Genomic DNA, 16717 nt, shown 5'->3' on the forward strand with positions numbered 1-16717 from the left:
GGCTTTGCTACAGGCCACCCGTGGCGTTGAAGCCGACCCCCGCCGCCGTCAGCAACGACAACGGCAGCAGCACGGTATCCAGCAACGCGCTGCCCGGCAGGTCCAGCCCCGGATAGGCCGGTGCCTCGGCGCCGAAGCGGTCCTGGGGGCAACAACCGCCATTGATCACGTACAGGTCCAGGCGCGTCCCGGCATACACCACCGGCGCCCCCGGCTTGTTGGCATCGAGCGTGCGCAGTGTGGCGCAGCCGCCGAGCTGGGCCAGTATCACCAGCCCCGCCAGCACCCGCCTCAATCATCGACCCCGTAGTGATGCTCGCCCCAGCGCGGCAGCATGTCCTGGGGGATGTTCAACAGGTTGAGAATCCGCGCCACGACGAAGTCGACCAGGTCGTCGATGCTCTGCGGCTGGTGATAGAACCCCGGCGCCGCCGGCAAGATCACCGCGCCCATCTGCGACAGCTTGAGCATGTTCTCCAGGTGGATGGTGGAGAACGGCGCCTCGCGCGGCACCAGGATCAGTTGCCGACGCTCCTTGAGCGTCACGTCGGCCGCCCGCTCGATCAGGTTGTTGCAGGCGCCGGTGGCGATCGCCGACAGGGTGCCGGTGGAACAAGGCACCACCACCATCGCCGCCGGCGCGCCGGAGCCCGAGGCCACCGGCGACATCCAGTCTTCCTTGCCGTACACGCGGATCTGCCCATCGGCGGCGCCGGTGTATTCGGTGAGAAACGCCTGCATCGCCTGGGGCTTGGCCGGCAGCACCACGTCGGTCTCGGTGGCCATCACCAGCTGCGCGGCCTTGGAGATGAGGAAGTGCACCTCGCGGTCCTCACGCACCAGGCAATCGAGCAGGCGCAGGCCATACTGCACCCCCGAGGCGCCGGTCATGGCCAGGGTGATGCGTTCCGGCCCGCTCACTTCAGGGCCTCGGCCAACTTGCCGTGCAGGCCGCCGAAGCCACCATTGCTCATGATCACCACATGGGTGCCGGGGCGGGCCTGGCCCTTGATGCGCTCGATGATCGCCTCGAGGCTGTCGGCGACCACGCTCGGCACCTTGCACTGGGCCGCGGTGCCGGCCAGGTCCCAACCAAGGTTGGGCGGTGCGTACCAGATCACCTGGTCGGCGTCGTTGACGCTTTCCGGCAGGCCATCGCGGTGGGCGCCGAGTTTCATCGAGTTGGAACGCGGCTCGATCACCGCGATCACCGGCGCCTCGCCAACGCGCTTGCGCAGGCCGTCGAGGGTGGTGGCGATGGCGGTCGGGTGGTGGGCGAAATCATCGTAGATGGTCACGCCCTGCACCTCGGCGACCTTCTCCATGCGCCGCTTGACGCTCTTGAACGCGCTCAGGCCTTCGACCGCCATGGCCGGCGCCACCCCGACATGGCGGGCCGCGGCCAGGGTGGCCAGGGCGTTGGCGACGTTGTGCTGGCCAGTCAGGGCCCAGTCCACCACGCCCTGGGCCTGGCCGTCGAACAGCACTTCGAAGCGCGAGCCGTCGGCGCTGAGCAGGCGCGCCTGCCATTGGCCGCCCGCGCCGGTGGTCTGCACCGGGGTCCAGCAGCCCATGCCGATCACCCGCTCCAACGCCTGTTCGGTGGTGGGGTGAATCACCAGGCCTTCGCTGGGGATAGTCCGCACCAGGTGGTGGAACTGCCGCTCGATGGACGCCAGGTCGGGGAAGATGTCCGCGTGATCGAACTCGAGGTTGTTGAGGATCGCGGTGCGCGGGTGGTAGTGCACGAACTTCGAGCGCTTGTCGAAGAAGGCGCTGTCGTATTCGTCGGCCTCGACCACGAAGAACGGCGTGCCGCCAAGACGCGCCGATACCGAGAAGTTCTGCGGCACGCCGCCGATCAGGAAGCCCGGGCTCATGCCAGCGTGTTCCAGCACCCAGGCCAGCATGCTGCTGGTGGTGGTCTTGCCATGGGTACCGGCCACGGCCAGGACCCAGCGGCCCTGCAGCACATGGTCGGCCAGCCACTGCGGGCCGGAGACATAGGGCAGGCCCTTGTTCAACACGTACTCCACCGCCGGGTTACCCCGCGACATGGCGTTGCCGATCACCACCAGGTCCGGTGCCGGCTCCAGCTGGGCCGGGTCGTAGCCCTGGGTCAGTTCGATGCCCTGGGCTTCGAGCTGCGTGCTCATCGGCGGATAGACGTTGGCGTCCGAGCCGGTGACGCGGTGCCCCAGCTCCTTGGCCAGCACCGCCAGCGAACCCATGAAAGTGCCGCAAATACCGAGAATATGAATGTGCATGATCGACCTCGCAAAACGTCGAGGCAGGGTAGCGTAGGCCGAGAAAATTCGCACACGCTGTTTCGTTCAATAAACCCTGGCGATACCGTGCTTGCGCAGTTTTCGATACAAGGTATTGCGGCTGATACCCAGGTGCTCGGCGACACGCGTGAGGTGCCAGTGTTTTGCCTCCAGTACTTCCATGAGCGCCTGATGCTCGGCGTGCAGGAGCGGCCTTGTGTCGCGAAAGGGCTGCGCAGCAGCCCCGGCGGGCTGAGCGTCACCGGTGAGATCCTGGGGCCGCTGCGCGGCCCTTTCGCGACACAAGGCCGCTCCTACAGGGCCCGCGCCGCTTCGAATGATTGCGGGGAGATCCGAGAGCGCTACAAGGGCGTCTTCGCACAGCGCCACCAGGGTCCGCAATACATTGCGCATCTGCCGCACGTTCCCAGGCCAAGCGAAGTCCAACAGCGCCTGGCGCGCCTCTGCCGCCAGCTGAACACGCTGCCCTTGTGCCTCCTGGCGTAACAGGAAGTCCAGCAACGCCGCCTTGTCGCTGCGCTCGCGCACCGCCGGCAACGCCACTTCCAGGCCATTGAGGCGGTAATACAGGTCCTCGCGGAAACTGCCCTGCTCCACCCGTTCCAGGAGATCGCGGTGGGTGGCACTGATGATGCGCACATCCACGGCCTGGGGTTCGCCACCGATCGGCACCACCTGGCGCTCTTCCAGCACGCGCAACAGGCGGGTCTGCAAGGCCAGCGGCATGTCGCCGATCTCGTCCAGCAACAAGGTGCCGCCATCGGCCTGCAGCAGCTTGCCGCGCATGCCTTCCTTGCGAGAGCCGGTGAAGCTGCCGCCGCGATAACCGAACAGCTCGCTCTCGATCAGGCTCTCGGGGATCGAGGCGCAGTTGATCGCCACGAACGGCTTGTGCCGACGGGCACCGGCCTGGTGCACCGCCAGGGCAAAGGCCTCCTTGCCGCAACCGGTCTCGCCGCGCAGCAACAGCGGCACATCACGCTCGAACACGCGCACGGCGCGGCGAAAATCCTCCTGCAAGGTCGGGTCGAGCAGGCAGATCCCCGGCTCGACCGCAGGCCGCGCCTGAGGCAGGGCCGCCGGCACCGACCACACGGGCGCACGGGCCTGCCCCCGCAGGCTGGCGAACACCTGGCGGCCATCGCGGGTATGCAGCGGCCACGCGGTGCTGCCCTGGGGCGTGGCGCGGCTGAACAGTTCGTCGTGGCTGCAGGCAAAGAACCGCTCCAGCGGCTTGCCCAGCACGCCGCCGCGAATGCTGCCCAGCAGGTTCAAGGCGCTCTGGTTGGCGGCGCAGATCCGCCCGTCGCCGTCGAAGGCCAGCAAGCCCTCGCTGAACAAGCCCACCGACTCGGCCTGCAAGTGGAAGCGCAGCAGCCACTGTTGTTCGAAATGGCGCAGGAAATAACAGCTTTCGATCATCTTGGCCGAGAGGTTGACCAGCGCCATGGTATGGAACTGGCTCTGGCGCGACACATCGGGCCGCGCCGAGGATACATCGAGCACCGCGAGCAGTTCGCCGTGTGGATCGAACACTGGGCTGGCCGAGCAGGTCAGCCCGGTGTGCCGGCCACGGAAATGCTCATCCTGGTGAATGGTCAGGGCCTGGCGCTCGACCAGGCAGGTGCCGATGCCGTTGGTGCCCTCGCGGGCCTCGCTCCAGTCGGCGCCCAGCCACAGCCCGGCACGCTCGAAGATGCGCCGCTCACTGGGCGCGGTGACGCAGTTGAGGATCACCCCGCGGGCATCGGTCAGCAACACCGCATGCCCGGCGCCAGACAACTGCTGGTGCAGGCTGTTCATCTCGGTGTCGGCGATCTGCAGCACCTGGTGCAGGCGTTCGCGGCTCTCCAGCAGGCGACCGTGCTCGAGCACCACCGGCGCCTGGGCCCGTGCCGGGTCGAGGTGGTAATCCTCCAGGCAGCGCAGCCAGGAGCGGGCGATGGATGGGTCACTGCCCGGCCCGCTGGGCTGGCCGTGGGCCACCGTGAGCACTTGCTGGGCATGGCGGCTGAACGGGTTGCTCTGCATTTTTGTTGTTCTCCGCAGGTAGAGCGTCCCGCCAGCATCCTCCAGCGGCGAATGCTTTGCAATGGCGCACTGACTCTTGGGTCATGCCTGTGCCATAACCGGTACAAAGTGTCACCCAAGCTGTGCCAGCGGCGGTACAAGGCCCTGCGCGCCCCGCTGACAGCTTGATTCAAGTCATTGATTAAAAAGGGCCTTGAAGCACTGGCCCGACCTTTGCTCTACGCTTGGAAACTCCGCAACAATCACAACGACCAGGAGATACCCCATGCGTTACGCACATCCCGGCACCGACGGCGCGAAGGTTTCCTTCAAGAGCCGCTACGGCAACTACATCGGTGGTGAGTTTGTAGCTCCGGTGAAAGGGCAATATTTCGAAAACACCTCTCCGGTTAACGGCAAGCTGATTGCCGAGTTCCCCCGCTCCACTGCCGAAGACATCGACAAGGCCCTGGACGCCGCCCATGCCGCCGCCGATGCCTGGGGCCGCACCTCGGTGCAGGACCGCTCCAACGTGCTGCTGCGCATCGCCGATCGCATCGAGCAGAACCTCGAACTGCTGGCCATCACCGAAACCTGGGACAACGGCAAGCCGATCCGCGAAACCCTCAACGCCGACATCCCGCTGGCGGTCGATCATTTCCGCTACTTCGCCGGCTGCATCCGCGCCCAGGAAGGCGGCGCCGCCGAGATCAACGAAACCACCGTGGCCTACCACCTGCATGAACCGCTGGGCGTGGTCGGGCAGATCATCCCGTGGAACTTCCCGCTGCTGATGGCCGCCTGGAAACTCGCCCCGGCCCTGGCCGCCGGCAACTGCGTGGTACTCAAGCCCGCCGAGCAGACCCCGCTGGGCATCACCGTGCTGCTGGAGCTGATCGGCGACCTGCTGCCCAAGGGCGTGCTCAACGTGGTGCAGGGCTTCGGTCGCGAAGCCGGCGAGGCGCTGGCCACCAGCAAGCGCATCGCCAAGATCGCCTTCACCGGCTCCACCCCGGTGGGCTCGCACATCATGAAGTGCGCCGCCGAGAACATCATCCCGTCCACCGTCGAACTGGGCGGCAAGTCGCCCAACGTGTATTTCGAAGACATCATGCAGGCCGAACCTGCGTTCATCGACAAGGCTGCCGAGGGCATGGTCCTGGCGTTCTTCAACCAGGGCGAAGTGTGTACCTGCCCTTCCCGCGCCCTGGTGCAGGAGTCGATCTACCCGCAGTTCATGGAAGTGGTGATGAAGAAGGTGCTGCAGATCAAGCGCGGCGACCCGCTGGACACCGACACCATGGTCGGCGCCCAGGCCTCGCAGCAGCAGTTCGAGAAGATCCAGTCCTACCTCAAGATTGCCCAGGAAGAGGGCGCCGAGCTGCTCACCGGCGGCAAGGTGGAGCAGCTCGAAGGGGCGCTGGCCAGCGGCTACTACATCCAGCCGACCCTGCTCAAGGGCAACAACAAGATGCGCGTGTTCCAGGAAGAAATCTTCGGCCCGGTGGTCAGCGTCACCACCTTCAAGGACGAAGCCGAGGCCCTGGCCATCGCCAACGACACCGAGTTCGGCCTCGGCGCCGGCGTGTGGACCCGCGACATCAACCGCGCCTACCGCATGGGCCGCGGCATCAAGGCCGGCCGCGTATGGACCAACTGCTACCACCTGTACCCGGCGCATGCCGCGTTCGGTGGCTACAAGAAATCCGGCGTCGGCCGGGAAACCCACAAGATGATGCTCGACCACTACCAGCAGACCAAGAACCTGCTGGTGAGCTACGACATCAACCCGCTGGGCTTCTTCTAAACAGGCCACTGGGGCTGCTGCGCAGCCCTTTGGCCGGCAAGTCGGCGCCTACAGGTTTCACCTCTGCCTTGTAGGAGCCGGCTTGCCGGCGAAAGGGTCGTAAAGCGGCCCCAAAGGCCCTGGCTCGCTTCCTGCAATTGAAATCACCAAGCGCCGGCAGTCCCTCCGGCAACCTAAGAAAAACAACAGGTGAACACCATGCCAAGCGATCACACCGTCGGCACGCCGGCGAGTTCCTCCGTCGACTTCGAAAAAGTCGGCTCGGACTATTTCCAGCAACGTGAACTGAAAAAAGGCGCCGCCGGCTGGGTCCTGCTGGTGGGCCTGGGCGTGGCCTACGTGATTTCCGGCGACTATGCCGGCTGGAACTTCGGCCTGGCCCAGGGCGGCTGGGGCGGCATGTTCCTCGCCACCCTGCTGATGGCCACCATGTACCTGTGCATGTGCTTCTCCCTGGCCGAACTGTCCTCGATGATCCCCACCGCCGGTGGCGGCTACGGCTTCGCCCGCAGCGCCTTCGGCCCCTGGGGCGGCTTTCTCACCGGCACCGCCATCCTCATCGAATACGCCATCGCCCCAGCGGCCATCGCCACCTTCATCGGCGCCTACTGCCAGTCGCTGTTCGGCATCGGCGGCTGGATGATCTACCTGGCGTTCTACGTGGTGTTCATCGGTATCCACATCTTTGGCGTGGGCGAGGCGCTCAAGCTGATGTTCATCATCACCGCCATCGCCGCCCTGGCCCTGGCGGTGTTCCTGGTGGGCATGGTGCCCCACTTCGATGCCGCCAACCTGTTCGACATCGCCCAAACCGACGCCGTCGGCGCCAGCAGCTTCCTGCCGTTCGGCTATGTCGGCGTGTGGGCGGCGATCCCCTACGCGATCTGGTTCTTCCTGGCCGTCGAAGGCGTGCCGCTGGCCGCCGAAGAAACCAAGAACCCCAAGCGCGACCTGCCCCGTGGCCTGATCGGCGCGATGCTGGTGCTGCTCGCCTTCGCCTTGCTGATCCTGGTGGTCGGCCCCGGCGGCGCCGGCTCCGAGGCGCTCAAGGCCTCGGGCAACCCGCTGGTCGAGGCACTGGCCAAGGCCTACGGCGGCTCCACCTGGATGGGCGGGTTCGTCAACCTGGTCGGCCTGGCCGGGCTGATCGCCAGCTTCTTCTCGATCATCTACGCCTATTCGCGACAGATCTTCGCCTTGTCCCGCGCCGGCTACCTGCCGCGCAAGCTCTCGCAAACCAACAAGAGCAAGGCGCCGGTACTGGCCCTGGTGATCCCCGGGGTCATCGGCTTCGCCCTGTCGCTGACCGGCCAGGGCGACCTGCTGATCCTGGTGGCGGTGTTCGGCGCCACGCTGTCCTACGTGCTGATGATGGCCGCGCACATCACCCTGCGCATTCGCCGGCCGAAGATGGAGCGCCCGTATCGCACACCCGGCGGCATCTTCACCTCGGGCCTGGCCCTGGTACTGGCCTGCATCGCCGTGGTCGCCGGGTTCCTGGTCGACCCGCGGGTGGTGATTGGCGCCGCGGTGATCTATGCGGTATTAATTGCCTACTTTGCTTTCTATAGCCGCCACCACCTGGTGGCCGGGACGCCGGAAGAGGAATTCGCCGCGATCCAGAAGGCCGAAGAGGCCCTGCACTGATCGCCGACTTACGCCGCAGGCCAGCCCTGCGGCGCTCTGGAGATTCTGTATGGCAAGTTTCACCCACACCGTAGGCCACCAGGTCTACCGCTTCGACAGCCTCAAAGAGGTCATGGCCAAGGCCAGCCCGGCGCGCTCCGGCGACTACCTGGCCGGGGTCGCCGCCAGCAACGACGGCGAACGGGTGGCGGCGCAGATGGCCCTGGCCAATATCCCGCTCAAGCACTTCCTCGACGAGGCGCTGATCCCCTATGAAAGCGACGAAGTCACCCGGCTGATCATCGACAGCCACGACAAAGAGGCCTTCGCCGCGGTCAGCCACCTGACCGTCGGCGGGCTGCGCGACTGGCTGCTCGGCGAGCACGCCGACGAACACAGCCTGCGCGCCCTGGCCCCGGGCCTGACCCCGGAGATGGCCGCTGCGGTGTCGAAGCTCATGCGCGTCCAGGACCTGGTGCTGGTGGCGCAGAAGATCCGCGTGGTCACTGCATTCCGCGGCACCATGGGCCTGCGCGGGCGCTTGTCGACGCGCCTGCAGCCCAACCACCCCACCGACGAGCCGGCCGGCATCGCCGCCAGCATCCTCGACGGCCTGCTGTACGGCAACGGCGACGCCATGATCGGCATCAACCCGGCCACCGACAGCATCGCCTCGATCTGCGCGCTGCTGGAGATGCTCGACGCGATCATCCAGCGCTACGACATCCCCACCCAGTCCTGCGTGCTGACCCACGTCACCACCTCGATCGAGGCGATCAACCGCGGCGTGCCGCTGGACCTGGTGTTCCAGTCCATCGCCGGCACCGAGGCGGCCAATGCCGGCTTCGGCATCAACCTCAATGTGCTGCAGGAAGGCTACGAGGCGGGCCTGTCGCTCAAGCGCGGCACGCTCGGGCAGAACCTGATGTACTTCGAGACCGGCCAGGGCAGCGCGCTGTCGGCCAATGCCCACCACGGCGTCGACCAGCAAACCTGTGAAACCCGCGCCTACGCCGTGGCCCGGCACTTCAAGCCGTTCCTGGTCAACACCGTGGTCGGTTTCATCGGCCCCGAGTACCTGTACAACGGCAAGCAGATCATCCGCGCCGGCCTCGAGGACCACTTCTGCGGCAAGCTGCTGGGCGTGCCGATGGGTTGCGACATCTGCTACACCAACCACGCCGAAGCCGACCAGGACGACATGGACACCCTGCTGACCCTGCTGGGGGTGGCCGGAATCAACTTCATCATGGGCATCCCCGGCTCCGACGACATCATGCTCAACTACCAGACCACCTCGTTCCACGACGCGCTGTACGCACGCCAGACCCTGGGCCTGAAGCCCGGGCCGGAATTCGAGGCCTGGCTGGCACGCACCGGCATCTTCACCCAGGCCGATGGCCGCATCCGCTTCGGCGACAACCTGCCGCCGGCCTTCCGCCAGGCCTTGCGGCAACTGGCCTAGAGGTGACCATGGCACAGCACACCCCGACCCCGGACAACCCCTGGCTGGCCTTGCGCAACCTGACCCCCGCGCGCATCGCCCTGGGGCGCACCGGCATCAGCCTGCCCACCAGCGCCCAACTGGACTTCCAGTACGCCCACGCCCAAGCCCGCGATGCCGTGCACCTGCCCTTCGACCACGCCGGCCTGCGCCAGCAGTTGCAGGACCGTGGCCGGCAAAGCCTGCTGCTGCACAGCGCCGCCAGCGACCGCAACCAGTACCTGCAACGCCCCGACCTGGGCCGGCGGCTGCACCAGGACTCGGTGCAGGCCCTGCGCGAGCACGCCCAGGCCAACCCCGGCGGGGTCGACCTGGCGATCGTCGTCGCCGATGGCCTTTCGGCCCTGGCCGTGCACCGTCATACCCTGGCGTTCCTGACCCGCTTCGAGGAGCAGGCCGCTGCCGACGGCTGGACCAGCGCCCCGGTGGTGCTGGTGGAACAAGGCCGGGTGGCGGTGGCCGACGAGGTAGGCGAACTGCTCGGCGCGCGCATGACCGTGATGCTGATCGGCGAACGCCCCGGGCTCAGCTCGCCGGACAGCCTCGGCCTGTACTTCACCTACGCGCCCAAGGTCGGCCTGAGCGACGCCTACCGCAACTGCATCTCCAACGTGCGCCTCGAGGGCCTGAGCTACGGCATGGCCGCGCATCGCCTGCTGTACCTGATGCGCGAAGCGTGCCGGCGCCAGCTGTCGGGGGTGAATTTGAAGGACGAAGCCGAGGTCCATAGCATCGACAGCGAAGGAACTCCCGGCAAAACCGGAAACTTCCTACTCGGTGAGGGGTAAAAAACATGTCACGGAAGGCGGATTGCGCTTCTAGCCTGCATTAGGCAGCATGCCAGAGGACGCTGCTGGCAATCCGCCGTATCCCCAATGGACTCAGAGGCCCGCCCATGCGCATCATCAAGGCAACCCTGGAACACCTCGACCTGCTGACCCCGTTGTTCGTGAAATATCGCGAGTTCTACGGCCAGCTGCCTTATCCAGACAGTTCGCGCAGTTTTCTGGAAAAGCGCCTCAAGCGTGGCGAGTCGCTGATCTACCTGGCCCTGCCGGATGACGGCGACGACCGCCTGCTGGGTTTCTGCCAGCTGTATCCAAGCTTCTCGTCGCTGTCGCTCAAGCGCGTGTGGATCCTCAACGACATCTACGTCGCCGAAGACTCCCGGCGCATGCTGGTGGCCGACCACCTGATGCGCGAAGCCAAGAAGATGGCCAAGGAATCCAACGCCGTGCGCATGCGCGTATCCACCAGCAGCGACAACGAGGTGGCGCGCAAGACCTATGAGTCCATGGGCTTTCGCAAGGACACCGAGTTCGAGAACTACATCCTGCCGATCAGCCAGGATTGATGCCGGGCGGCCTTGTGTCGCGATGGGCCGCACCGCGGCCCCGACATTTTTGCATGATGTCGAAAGGCTGGGCGCCCCATCGCGACACAAGGCCGCCCCCACCCACAGCAGTGCCCGCTGAAAACCCAATTACCCTGTCGTAACCCGCCGCTACAAACTCTCCGGGCATCTTCGTCACTTCGCCGTATAATCCCCGCTCCTGTCATGTGCGAATAATTACCCCTTGCTGGTAAATCTTCCTTTAGCCCATGGCGCTGTCCGTCATTGCGCGCCCGTAGACGCGGGTCAAGAACACAGGTGCTGTACATGGATTTCAACCCGCTGGACCTCATCCTGCATCTCGATGCCTACCTCGACCTGCTGGTCGCCAATTACGGTCCATGGATCTACGCCATCCTCTTTGCCGTGATCTTCTGCGAAACCGGCCTGGTGGTCATGCCCTTCCTGCCGGGTGACTCGCTGCTGTTCATCGCCGGTGCCGTGGCCGCCGGGGGCGGCATGGACCCGGTGCTGCTGGCAGGCCTGCTGATGGCCGCGGCCATCCTCGGCGACAGCACCAACTACGTGATCGGCCGTACCACCGGGGAGCGGCTGTTCCGCAACCCCAACTCGAAGATCTTCCGCCAGGACTACCTGCAGCGTACCCACGAATTCTACGACCGCCATGGCGGCAAGACCGTGACCATGGCGCGTTTCCTGCCGATCCTGCGCACCTTCGCACCGTTCGTCGCCGGCATCGCCCACATGCACTACCCGCGTTTCCTGGCCTTCAGCGTGGCCGGCACGCTGTTGTGGGTCGGCGGCCTGGTGACCCTGGGCTACTTCTTCGGCAACGTGCCGTTCATCAAGCAGCACCTGTCGCTGATGGTGGTGGGCATCATCCTGCTGTCGCTGGTGCCGATGATCCTCGGCCTGTTGCGTGGCCGTTTCAGCCGCGCGGCCAAGGCCCACTGACCGCGGCATGTGGTCGTTCAGCGCCTGGCGCCGCCGGCGCACCCTGGCCCGTTACCCAGTCGGTGCGGCCCTGTGGCAGGGGATCCGCGATCGCCTGCCCCTGCTCGACGGCATCAGCGCCGAAGAAGACCGCTGGCTGCGCGAGGCCAGCGTGCTGTTCCTGCACGACAAGCACCTGACCAGCCTGCCCGGGGTCGAGCTGGACGACGAGCAGCGCCTGTTCCTGGCCGCCCAGGCCCAGCTGCCGTTGCTGCACCTGGGCGACCTCAACTGGTACCAGGGGTTTCACGAGCTGATCCTGTACCCCGATGACTTCGTCAGCCCCCAGCGCCATCGCGACGCCAGCGGCGTGGAGCATGTATGGGATGCCGAGCACAGTGGCGAAGCCTGGCAACAGGGCCCGGTGATCCTGGCCTGGCCGGGGGTGCTGGCCAGCGGCGGCTGGGAAGCCTACAACCTGGTGATCCACGAACTGGCGCACAAGCTCGACATGCTCAACGGCGACGCCAACGGCCTGCCACCGCTGCACAGCGGCATGCGCGTCGAGGATTGGGCCCGGATCATGCAGCAGGCCTACGACGACCTGAACCGCCAGCTCGATGCCGACCCGGACGCCGAAACGGCCATCGACCCCTACGCCGCAGAAAACCCGGCGGAGTTCTTCGCGGTAACCAGCGAGTACTTCTTCAGCGGCCCCGACCTGCTACAGCAGGCCTACCCCGAGGTATACCGGCAACTGGCGTTGTTCTACCGCCAGGACCCGCTGGCACGCCTGAGCCGCCTGCAGGCCGAGCATCCGGATTACCGCCAAAGCCACGCCTGAAGCGCCCGCACATCAGGCCGAGCGTGGCATGCGCCGTGGGAATGTGCCTATAATCGCCGCCACTTTTTTGATCAAACACGGGGGCATTGCCCAATGAGCTACAGCAAGATTCCGGCTGGCAAAGACCTGCCGAACGACATCTACGTCGCTATCGAGATCCCGGCCAACCACGCGCCGATCAAATACGAGATCGACAAGGACAGCGATACCCTGTTCGTCGACCGCTTCATGGCCACCCCGATGTTCTACCCGGCCAACTACGGCTTCATTCCCAACACCCTGGCCGACGACGGTGACCCGCTGGACGTGCTGGTGGTGACCCCGTACCCGGTCGCTCCTGGCTCGGTGATCCGCGCCCGTCCGGTTGGCGTGCTGAACATGACCGACGACGGCGGCGGCGACGCCAAGGTCATCGCCGTTCCTCACGACAAGCTGTCGCAGCTGTATGTTGACGTGAAGGAATACACCGACCTGCCGGCACTGCTGATCCAGCAGATCGAGCACTTCTTCGCGAACTACAAGGATCTGGAGAAGGGCAAGTGGGTCAAGATCGAAGGCTGGGAAGGCGCCGACGCCGCCCGCGCCGCGATCACCAAGTCGGTCGCTGCCTACAAGGGCTGAGACCTGGCTTTGAAAAACCCCGCTTCGGCGGGGTTTTTTATTGGGCCGATCACCTGGCAGGGCTGCCAGGCGTTCGCCGCGGCAGCCTCAGCGCCTATCAGATCGAGCGCCGCCCGCGCGGCGCATCGCGCAAGGCGTTCGCCGCAGCATCCTCAGCGCCTATCAGATCGAGCGCCGCCCGCGCGGCGCATCGCGGATGAATCCGCTCCCACATTTGTTGCAACGTGGCCATACCTGATAGGCCATGGTTGTTAGCCTGGTTGGCATGACGCGGTTTTTGCGTGGGCATTGCTGCCGCCCCATCCCTCTCGCGTCCTGCGCCAAGGCTGGCAACCATGGCCTGACAGGTTCGGCACGTTGCAACAAATGTAGGAGCGGATTCATCCGCGATGCGCCGCGCGGGCGGCGCTCGATTTGTGCGCCAGCGCAAGACTCCAGCCTGGCACCTGCCCGCCCCACCTCAAATCGCCGCCCGAACATTTCCCACGCCCCCCTCATCCTCAACCTACAAAAACCACCCCTTCCTACAAAACGTCTCCACACCAGGTTGATACCCACACAAATCCCGGGTCGATAGACTCGCCCCATGAACACTTCCGGTGACCGCCTCAAAGCCCTCCTGCTGGAGTGCAACCTGACCCCCTCCGATTTCGCTGCCCAACGCAACGTCACGCCCCAGCACGTCAACAACTGGTTCAAGCGCGGGGTCCCCCTGTCACGCCTGGACGAACTCGCCGATCTGTTCTGCGTGAACAGGCGCTGGCTGCGCAGCGGCGAAGGCTCCAAGCACCCGGCCCCGCTCGCCGCCACCTTGCCCCCCACGCCCGCCAACGGCTCGCTCCCGCCGTTGCTGGCGCACGGCAGCGAACACACCAGGCTGCCCTTCCATCGCCTCCAGGAGAGCACGCTGCAAGCGCTGCCCGGGCATTGCCAGGTCATCCCCCGTCATGCCCTGGAGGCCTTGCAGGTTGCGCCACACGCCGCGATCTGTATGAGCATGCCCGGCAACAACATGGCCCCCCTGTTCCCGCGCGGCAGCCTGCTGGGCATCGACCGCAGCTTCACCCGGGTCATCGACGGCGAGTGCTACGCCCTGCTGCACAACGGCAGGCTACGGGTGAACTACCTCAGCCTGGGGCACAACGGCACCCTGTGCCTGCACAGCCATGATCGGCTCAATCACCCCAGCGAACGCTACACCGCCTACCAGCGGCGGATTCAGGGCCTGGAAATCCTCGGCTGGGTATTCTGGTGGTCGTGCCTGCGCCCCAACCGCCCAGGCTGAAGCATCTCGCAGCATTTTTTGCTGGGCATCGCCAAGCGGCCCGAGTATGCTACGCCGCACACCCGCCCAAGCGGATGCAAGCCGCATCCCAGAGGGCCTGGCGACGCCTCACTCAGCCGTCTGCCATCTTTTCATGGCCATGTTGCCAACCTTTAAGGCGGTTGCGGTTTATCAAAAATAAACCAAGACCGTCCCCAAGAAGCCGGCCACAAGCCGGCTTTTTAATGCCCGCGATTACCCTCAACCACTCTGCGCCAACACCACGCACTGGCGGGCCTGAGCGTGTATGGCCCGGGCCATCGGGCAATGCAGCTGCAACGGGCTGTCGGCGAAGCCACGCTGCAACAACCAATACCATTGCCGGCCCGGCCCCAGCGCAAGGCCGGTGTCGGCGAACCCGGCACGATGCAGCCCAGGCAGCACGCAGGGCAAGCTGGCATCCAGCCGTACCCGAAGATGAATCAAGCGGCGGGTGGACAGGCGCATGACTTCGCGGACATCCGCCTCGCAGGGGTGTTCCAGGGTCAAGTCCAGGCGATTTTCCTCGAGGGCGATCCGGGTGGGCTCGATGCGATGCTGGCAGATTCCCGCAGGCACCCTGCCGAAACGCTCAAGCAATTGCGCAAGCCACTGGGGCCGACCGCCCTCCAGGCCGGGCATGGGTATGGGTTGGGCCTGCAGCGCCAGCACTCCCAGAATGGCGCTTTCCCGGGAATGCGCGGACAACCCTGACTCAACGTAGTCCAGCAGCAGCCCGGTCGCCTGGAACCCCAGCGACATCCCCAGCCGCTGTGACCACAGATGGCTGGCCACCATCTTGATCGTCAGCAGCGACATGCCCTGGCGCCGCGCGTGATCGCACAGGTAGCGGCTCATCCGCCCGGCAATGCCTCGCCCCCTGAGCTGTGGGTCGACCACGATCATGGCCAGTTCCGCGCAACTGGCGTCCTCGGATGATCGCCACAACAGCGCATGCCCGACGATACGCTCCCCACGCAACGCCACCACCGACTGCCAGTGCTGGCTGCGGTTATGGTGGCGGATGACCGACGGCAGGTAGATCTGTGGGTAGAAGTAACGCTCCCCGTACACCCGCGTGAACAACTCGCTGATCGGCTCGGCGTCCGGAGCCTCGAACCCCCGCACGACGATCATGGCTGCGCCCGTCCAACAAGGCCGCGGTAGTTGCGCCGGTCGACGACACGTTGCAGTTTGCCGGTGCGTTGGTGGGTCAGCAGGTCCGCCGGCTGGCACCAATCGACCGCAACCTCCAGCGCCCCCTCGGCCATCAGTTCCGCGACCATCGGGTCCTTGCCCTGGATCGCCTGCAGCAACGCGCTGGCCGCCGCCGGATCATGGCGGTGGGCAATGCGCAGCAGGATGTCGTCGACACCGTTTTCCTGGTCGATGATCAACTGCCAACGACAATTGCCCAGCCGCGCCTGAATGGTCGCCGCCAGCTCATCCGGGAACAAGGTGGCATACCCTACCCGCAGCCGATTGCCGAGGCTGCTGCGCCCCATCAGGCGAAACTTTCGCCCCGGGGTTCCCGCCGCTTCGGTCCATTCGGCCAGATCGCCCACCGGGTAGCGAATGATCGGCATCAAGGTCCGGGCCAGGTTGGTCAGCACCAGCAGGCCGGTTCGGTGAGGCTCGGTTATCACCACCCCGGACGCCTCGTCGACGATCTCGACGATGGTCTCGGGCTCGAAGGCGCGATGCTCGCCGGGCAGACAATCGGGCGCGCTGGCACCGATCAGGCCGGCATCGACACTGGCACAGCCAATCGAGACGACTCGCGCGCAGGGGAAAACCGCCTTGAACAACTGCAACTGCTCGACGAACACACTTTCACCGCCGTACAGCACCGTCTTGATCCCTGGCAGTTGCACGCCCTGTTGCTCGAGCGACGCCACGTACTGCAACAGTTTTCCCGGAACCCCTGTCAGCACGTTGATCCGGTGTTGCTCAAGTTGGACAGTCAGGGTTTGTGGATCGACCGTGCCGGTGAAGGGGAACACGCACAGCGGCACTGGCACATGCCCCAGCGCACCCTGGATGAACAGGAAGCTGGCGTAGAGGTCGCCGGCAAAGAACAGGTTGGCCACCCGGTCCCCAGGCTCGAGCCAGCCGGCAAGGCTACGCCCGAATGTCGTGACGAACTGCTGCCATTCTGCCTGGGTGAACACCGAGTGCTTGGCGCCGCCGGTTGTTCCTCCCGTCTTGTAGACGATCGCGTCGGTGACCGGTGCGGTCAGTACCGGCCAATCCTCCAGCTGGGTGCCTGAGGCCCAGTAGCGGTGAAGCTCGACCAGAGGCAGGTCGGCAAGCGTCCAGCCGGCCTGGGGCACGTTGCGCCACAGCTGGGCGTAGTAAGGCGAATGGGCACGGACATGGTTGACCAGCCGTGTCAGCTCAAGGGGGGCTTGGCAGTTGTGATTCATG

General features: G+C 65.6%; 16 protein-coding genes. 9 read left to right on the top strand and 7 right to left on the bottom strand.

Annotated features, from left to right (window positions below; genetic code table 11):
* Positions 1–7: 7 nt before the first annotated feature.
* The 4 genes from KSS95_RS00110 to KSS95_RS00125 all read right to left on the bottom strand — a co-directional run bounded on the left by KSS95_RS00110 (position 8) and on the right by KSS95_RS00125 (position 4319).
* Complete coding sequence (locus KSS95_RS00110; protein ID WP_217850525.1) at positions 8–295, bottom strand: YceK/YidQ family lipoprotein; 288 nt, start codon at positions 293–295, stop codon at positions 8–10.
* The gene (gene ubiX / locus KSS95_RS00115; protein ID WP_217850526.1) at positions 292–921 is read right to left on the bottom strand and encodes a flavin prenyltransferase UbiX; all 630 of its coding nucleotides are present in this window, start codon (positions 919–921) and stop codon (positions 292–294) included. Before ubiX ends, KSS95_RS00110 begins: the two co-directional genes overlap by 4 nt.
* The gene (gene mpl / locus KSS95_RS00120) at positions 918–2267 is read right to left on the bottom strand and encodes a UDP-N-acetylmuramate:L-alanyl-gamma-D-glutamyl-meso-diaminopimelate ligase (RefSeq protein WP_217850527.1); all 1350 of its coding nucleotides are present in this window, start codon (positions 2265–2267) and stop codon (positions 918–920) included. Before mpl ends, ubiX begins: the two co-directional genes overlap by 4 nt.
* A 66-nt stretch (positions 2268–2333) precedes the next feature.
* The gene (locus tag KSS95_RS00125) at positions 2334–4319 is read right to left on the bottom strand and encodes a sigma-54-dependent Fis family transcriptional regulator (RefSeq protein ID WP_217850528.1); all 1986 of its coding nucleotides are present in this window, start codon (positions 4317–4319) and stop codon (positions 2334–2336) included.
* A gap of 265 nt (positions 4320–4584) precedes the next feature.
* On the opposite strand from KSS95_RS00125, the gene exaC reads away from it, so the two are divergent.
* From exaC to ppa, 8 genes are all read left to right on the top strand, one after another.
* A complete protein-coding gene (exaC, locus tag KSS95_RS00130; protein ID WP_217850537.1) occupies positions 4585–6105 on the top strand; it encodes an acetaldehyde dehydrogenase ExaC in 1521 nt (506 codons plus the stop codon).
* A gap of 198 nt (positions 6106–6303) precedes the next feature.
* Entirely contained in the window at positions 6304–7752 is a 1449-nt protein-coding gene (gene eat / locus KSS95_RS00135; RefSeq protein ID WP_217850539.1) for an ethanolamine permease, read from the top strand.
* A gap of 49 nt (positions 7753–7801) precedes the next feature.
* The gene (locus KSS95_RS00140; protein ID WP_217850541.1) at positions 7802–9196 is read left to right on the top strand and encodes an ethanolamine ammonia-lyase subunit EutB; all 1395 of its coding nucleotides are present in this window, start codon (positions 7802–7804) and stop codon (positions 9194–9196) included.
* 8 nt (positions 9197–9204) lie between these two features.
* On the top strand, positions 9205–10023 hold the full coding sequence (gene eutC / locus KSS95_RS00145) for an ethanolamine ammonia-lyase subunit EutC (RefSeq protein ID WP_217850543.1): 819 nt from the start codon (positions 9205–9207) through the stop codon (positions 10021–10023).
* Positions 10024–10130: 107 nt separating this feature from the next.
* A complete protein-coding gene (locus tag KSS95_RS00150) occupies positions 10131–10589 on the top strand; it encodes a GNAT family N-acetyltransferase (RefSeq protein ID WP_217850545.1) in 459 nt (152 codons plus the stop codon).
* A 306-nt stretch (positions 10590–10895) separates the two neighbouring features.
* Complete coding sequence (locus KSS95_RS00155) at positions 10896–11543, top strand: DedA family protein (RefSeq protein ID WP_217850547.1); 648 nt, start codon at positions 10896–10898, stop codon at positions 11541–11543.
* A gap of 7 nt (positions 11544–11550) precedes the next feature.
* Positions 11551–12366 carry a M90 family metallopeptidase gene (locus KSS95_RS00160; protein ID WP_217850553.1) on the top strand — a complete coding sequence of 272 codons (816 nt, stop codon included), beginning with the start codon at positions 11551–11553 and terminating at the stop codon, positions 12364–12366.
* A 93-nt stretch (positions 12367–12459) separates the two neighbouring features.
* Positions 12460–12987 (top strand): inorganic diphosphatase, encoded by a 528-nt coding sequence (gene ppa / locus KSS95_RS00165; protein ID WP_003255365.1) that lies wholly within the window; start codon positions 12460–12462, stop codon positions 12985–12987.
* A 97-nt stretch (positions 12988–13084) separates the two neighbouring features.
* Here the strand turns inward: ppa and KSS95_RS00170 are convergent, their stop codons facing one another.
* Positions 13085–13276: a hypothetical protein gene (locus tag KSS95_RS00170; protein ID WP_217850555.1), complete on the bottom strand. Its 192-nt coding sequence runs from the start codon at positions 13274–13276 to the stop codon at positions 13085–13087.
* Positions 13277–13573: 297 nt separating this feature from the next.
* Between KSS95_RS00170 and KSS95_RS00175 the strand changes: the two genes are divergently transcribed.
* Positions 13574–14272: a LexA family transcriptional regulator gene (locus KSS95_RS00175; protein WP_217850557.1), complete on the top strand. Its 699-nt coding sequence runs from the start codon at positions 13574–13576 to the stop codon at positions 14270–14272.
* Between the two features lie 240 nt (positions 14273–14512).
* Here KSS95_RS00175 and KSS95_RS00180 read toward each other — a convergent pair whose 3' ends face one another.
* Together KSS95_RS00180 and KSS95_RS00185 are read right to left on the bottom strand one after the other, a co-directional pair.
* Positions 14513–15427, bottom strand: coding sequence for a GNAT family N-acetyltransferase (locus KSS95_RS00180; protein WP_217850559.1), 915 nt, complete (start codon positions 15425–15427; stop codon positions 14513–14515).
* The gene (locus tag KSS95_RS00185) at positions 15424–16716 is read right to left on the bottom strand and encodes a phenylacetate--CoA ligase family protein (RefSeq protein ID WP_217850561.1); all 1293 of its coding nucleotides are present in this window, start codon (positions 16714–16716) and stop codon (positions 15424–15426) included. Before KSS95_RS00185 ends, KSS95_RS00180 begins: the two co-directional genes overlap by 4 nt.
* Position 16717: the final 1 nt, after the last annotated feature.

This window comes from Pseudomonas muyukensis (assembly GCF_019139535.1).
GTDB classification, from domain to species: Bacteria; Pseudomonadota; Gammaproteobacteria; order Pseudomonadales; family Pseudomonadaceae; genus Aquipseudomonas; species Aquipseudomonas muyukensis.

What these genes read in the sequence shown, in the direction of transcription:
- KSS95_RS00175 (WP_217850557.1), top strand. Translation starts at nt 13,574, where the DNA reads ATGAACACTTCCGGTGACCGCCTCAAAGCCCTCCTGCTGGAGTGCAAC.
- mpl (WP_217850527.1), bottom strand. Translation starts at nt 2,267, where the DNA reads ATGCACATTCATATTCTCGGTATTTGCGGCACTTTCATGGGTTCGCTG.
- eutC (WP_217850543.1), top strand. Translation starts at nt 9,205, where the DNA reads ATGGCACAGCACACCCCGACCCCGGACAACCCCTGGCTGGCCTTGCGC.
- KSS95_RS00180 (WP_217850559.1), bottom strand. Translation starts at nt 15,427, where the DNA reads ATGATCGTCGTGCGGGGGTTCGAGGCTCCGGACGCCGAGCCGATCAGC.
- KSS95_RS00170 (WP_217850555.1), bottom strand. Translation starts at nt 13,276, where the DNA reads ATGCCCACGCAAAAACCGCGTCATGCCAACCAGGCTAACAACCATGGC.
- KSS95_RS00140 (WP_217850541.1), top strand. Translation starts at nt 7,802, where the DNA reads ATGGCAAGTTTCACCCACACCGTAGGCCACCAGGTCTACCGCTTCGAC.
- exaC (WP_217850537.1), top strand. Translation starts at nt 4,585, where the DNA reads ATGCGTTACGCACATCCCGGCACCGACGGCGCGAAGGTTTCCTTCAAG.
- KSS95_RS00150 (WP_217850545.1), top strand. Translation starts at nt 10,131, where the DNA reads ATGCGCATCATCAAGGCAACCCTGGAACACCTCGACCTGCTGACCCCG.
- KSS95_RS00185 (WP_217850561.1), bottom strand. Translation starts at nt 16,716, where the DNA reads ATGAATCACAACTGCCAAGCCCCCCTTGAGCTGACACGGCTGGTCAAC.
- KSS95_RS00155 (WP_217850547.1), top strand. Translation starts at nt 10,896, where the DNA reads ATGGATTTCAACCCGCTGGACCTCATCCTGCATCTCGATGCCTACCTC.
- KSS95_RS00125 (WP_217850528.1), bottom strand. Translation starts at nt 4,319, where the DNA reads ATGCAGAGCAACCCGTTCAGCCGCCATGCCCAGCAAGTGCTCACGGTG.
- eat (WP_217850539.1), top strand. Translation starts at nt 6,304, where the DNA reads ATGCCAAGCGATCACACCGTCGGCACGCCGGCGAGTTCCTCCGTCGAC.
- KSS95_RS00160 (WP_217850553.1), top strand. Translation starts at nt 11,551, where the DNA reads ATGTGGTCGTTCAGCGCCTGGCGCCGCCGGCGCACCCTGGCCCGTTAC.
- ppa (WP_003255365.1), top strand. Translation starts at nt 12,460, where the DNA reads ATGAGCTACAGCAAGATTCCGGCTGGCAAAGACCTGCCGAACGACATC.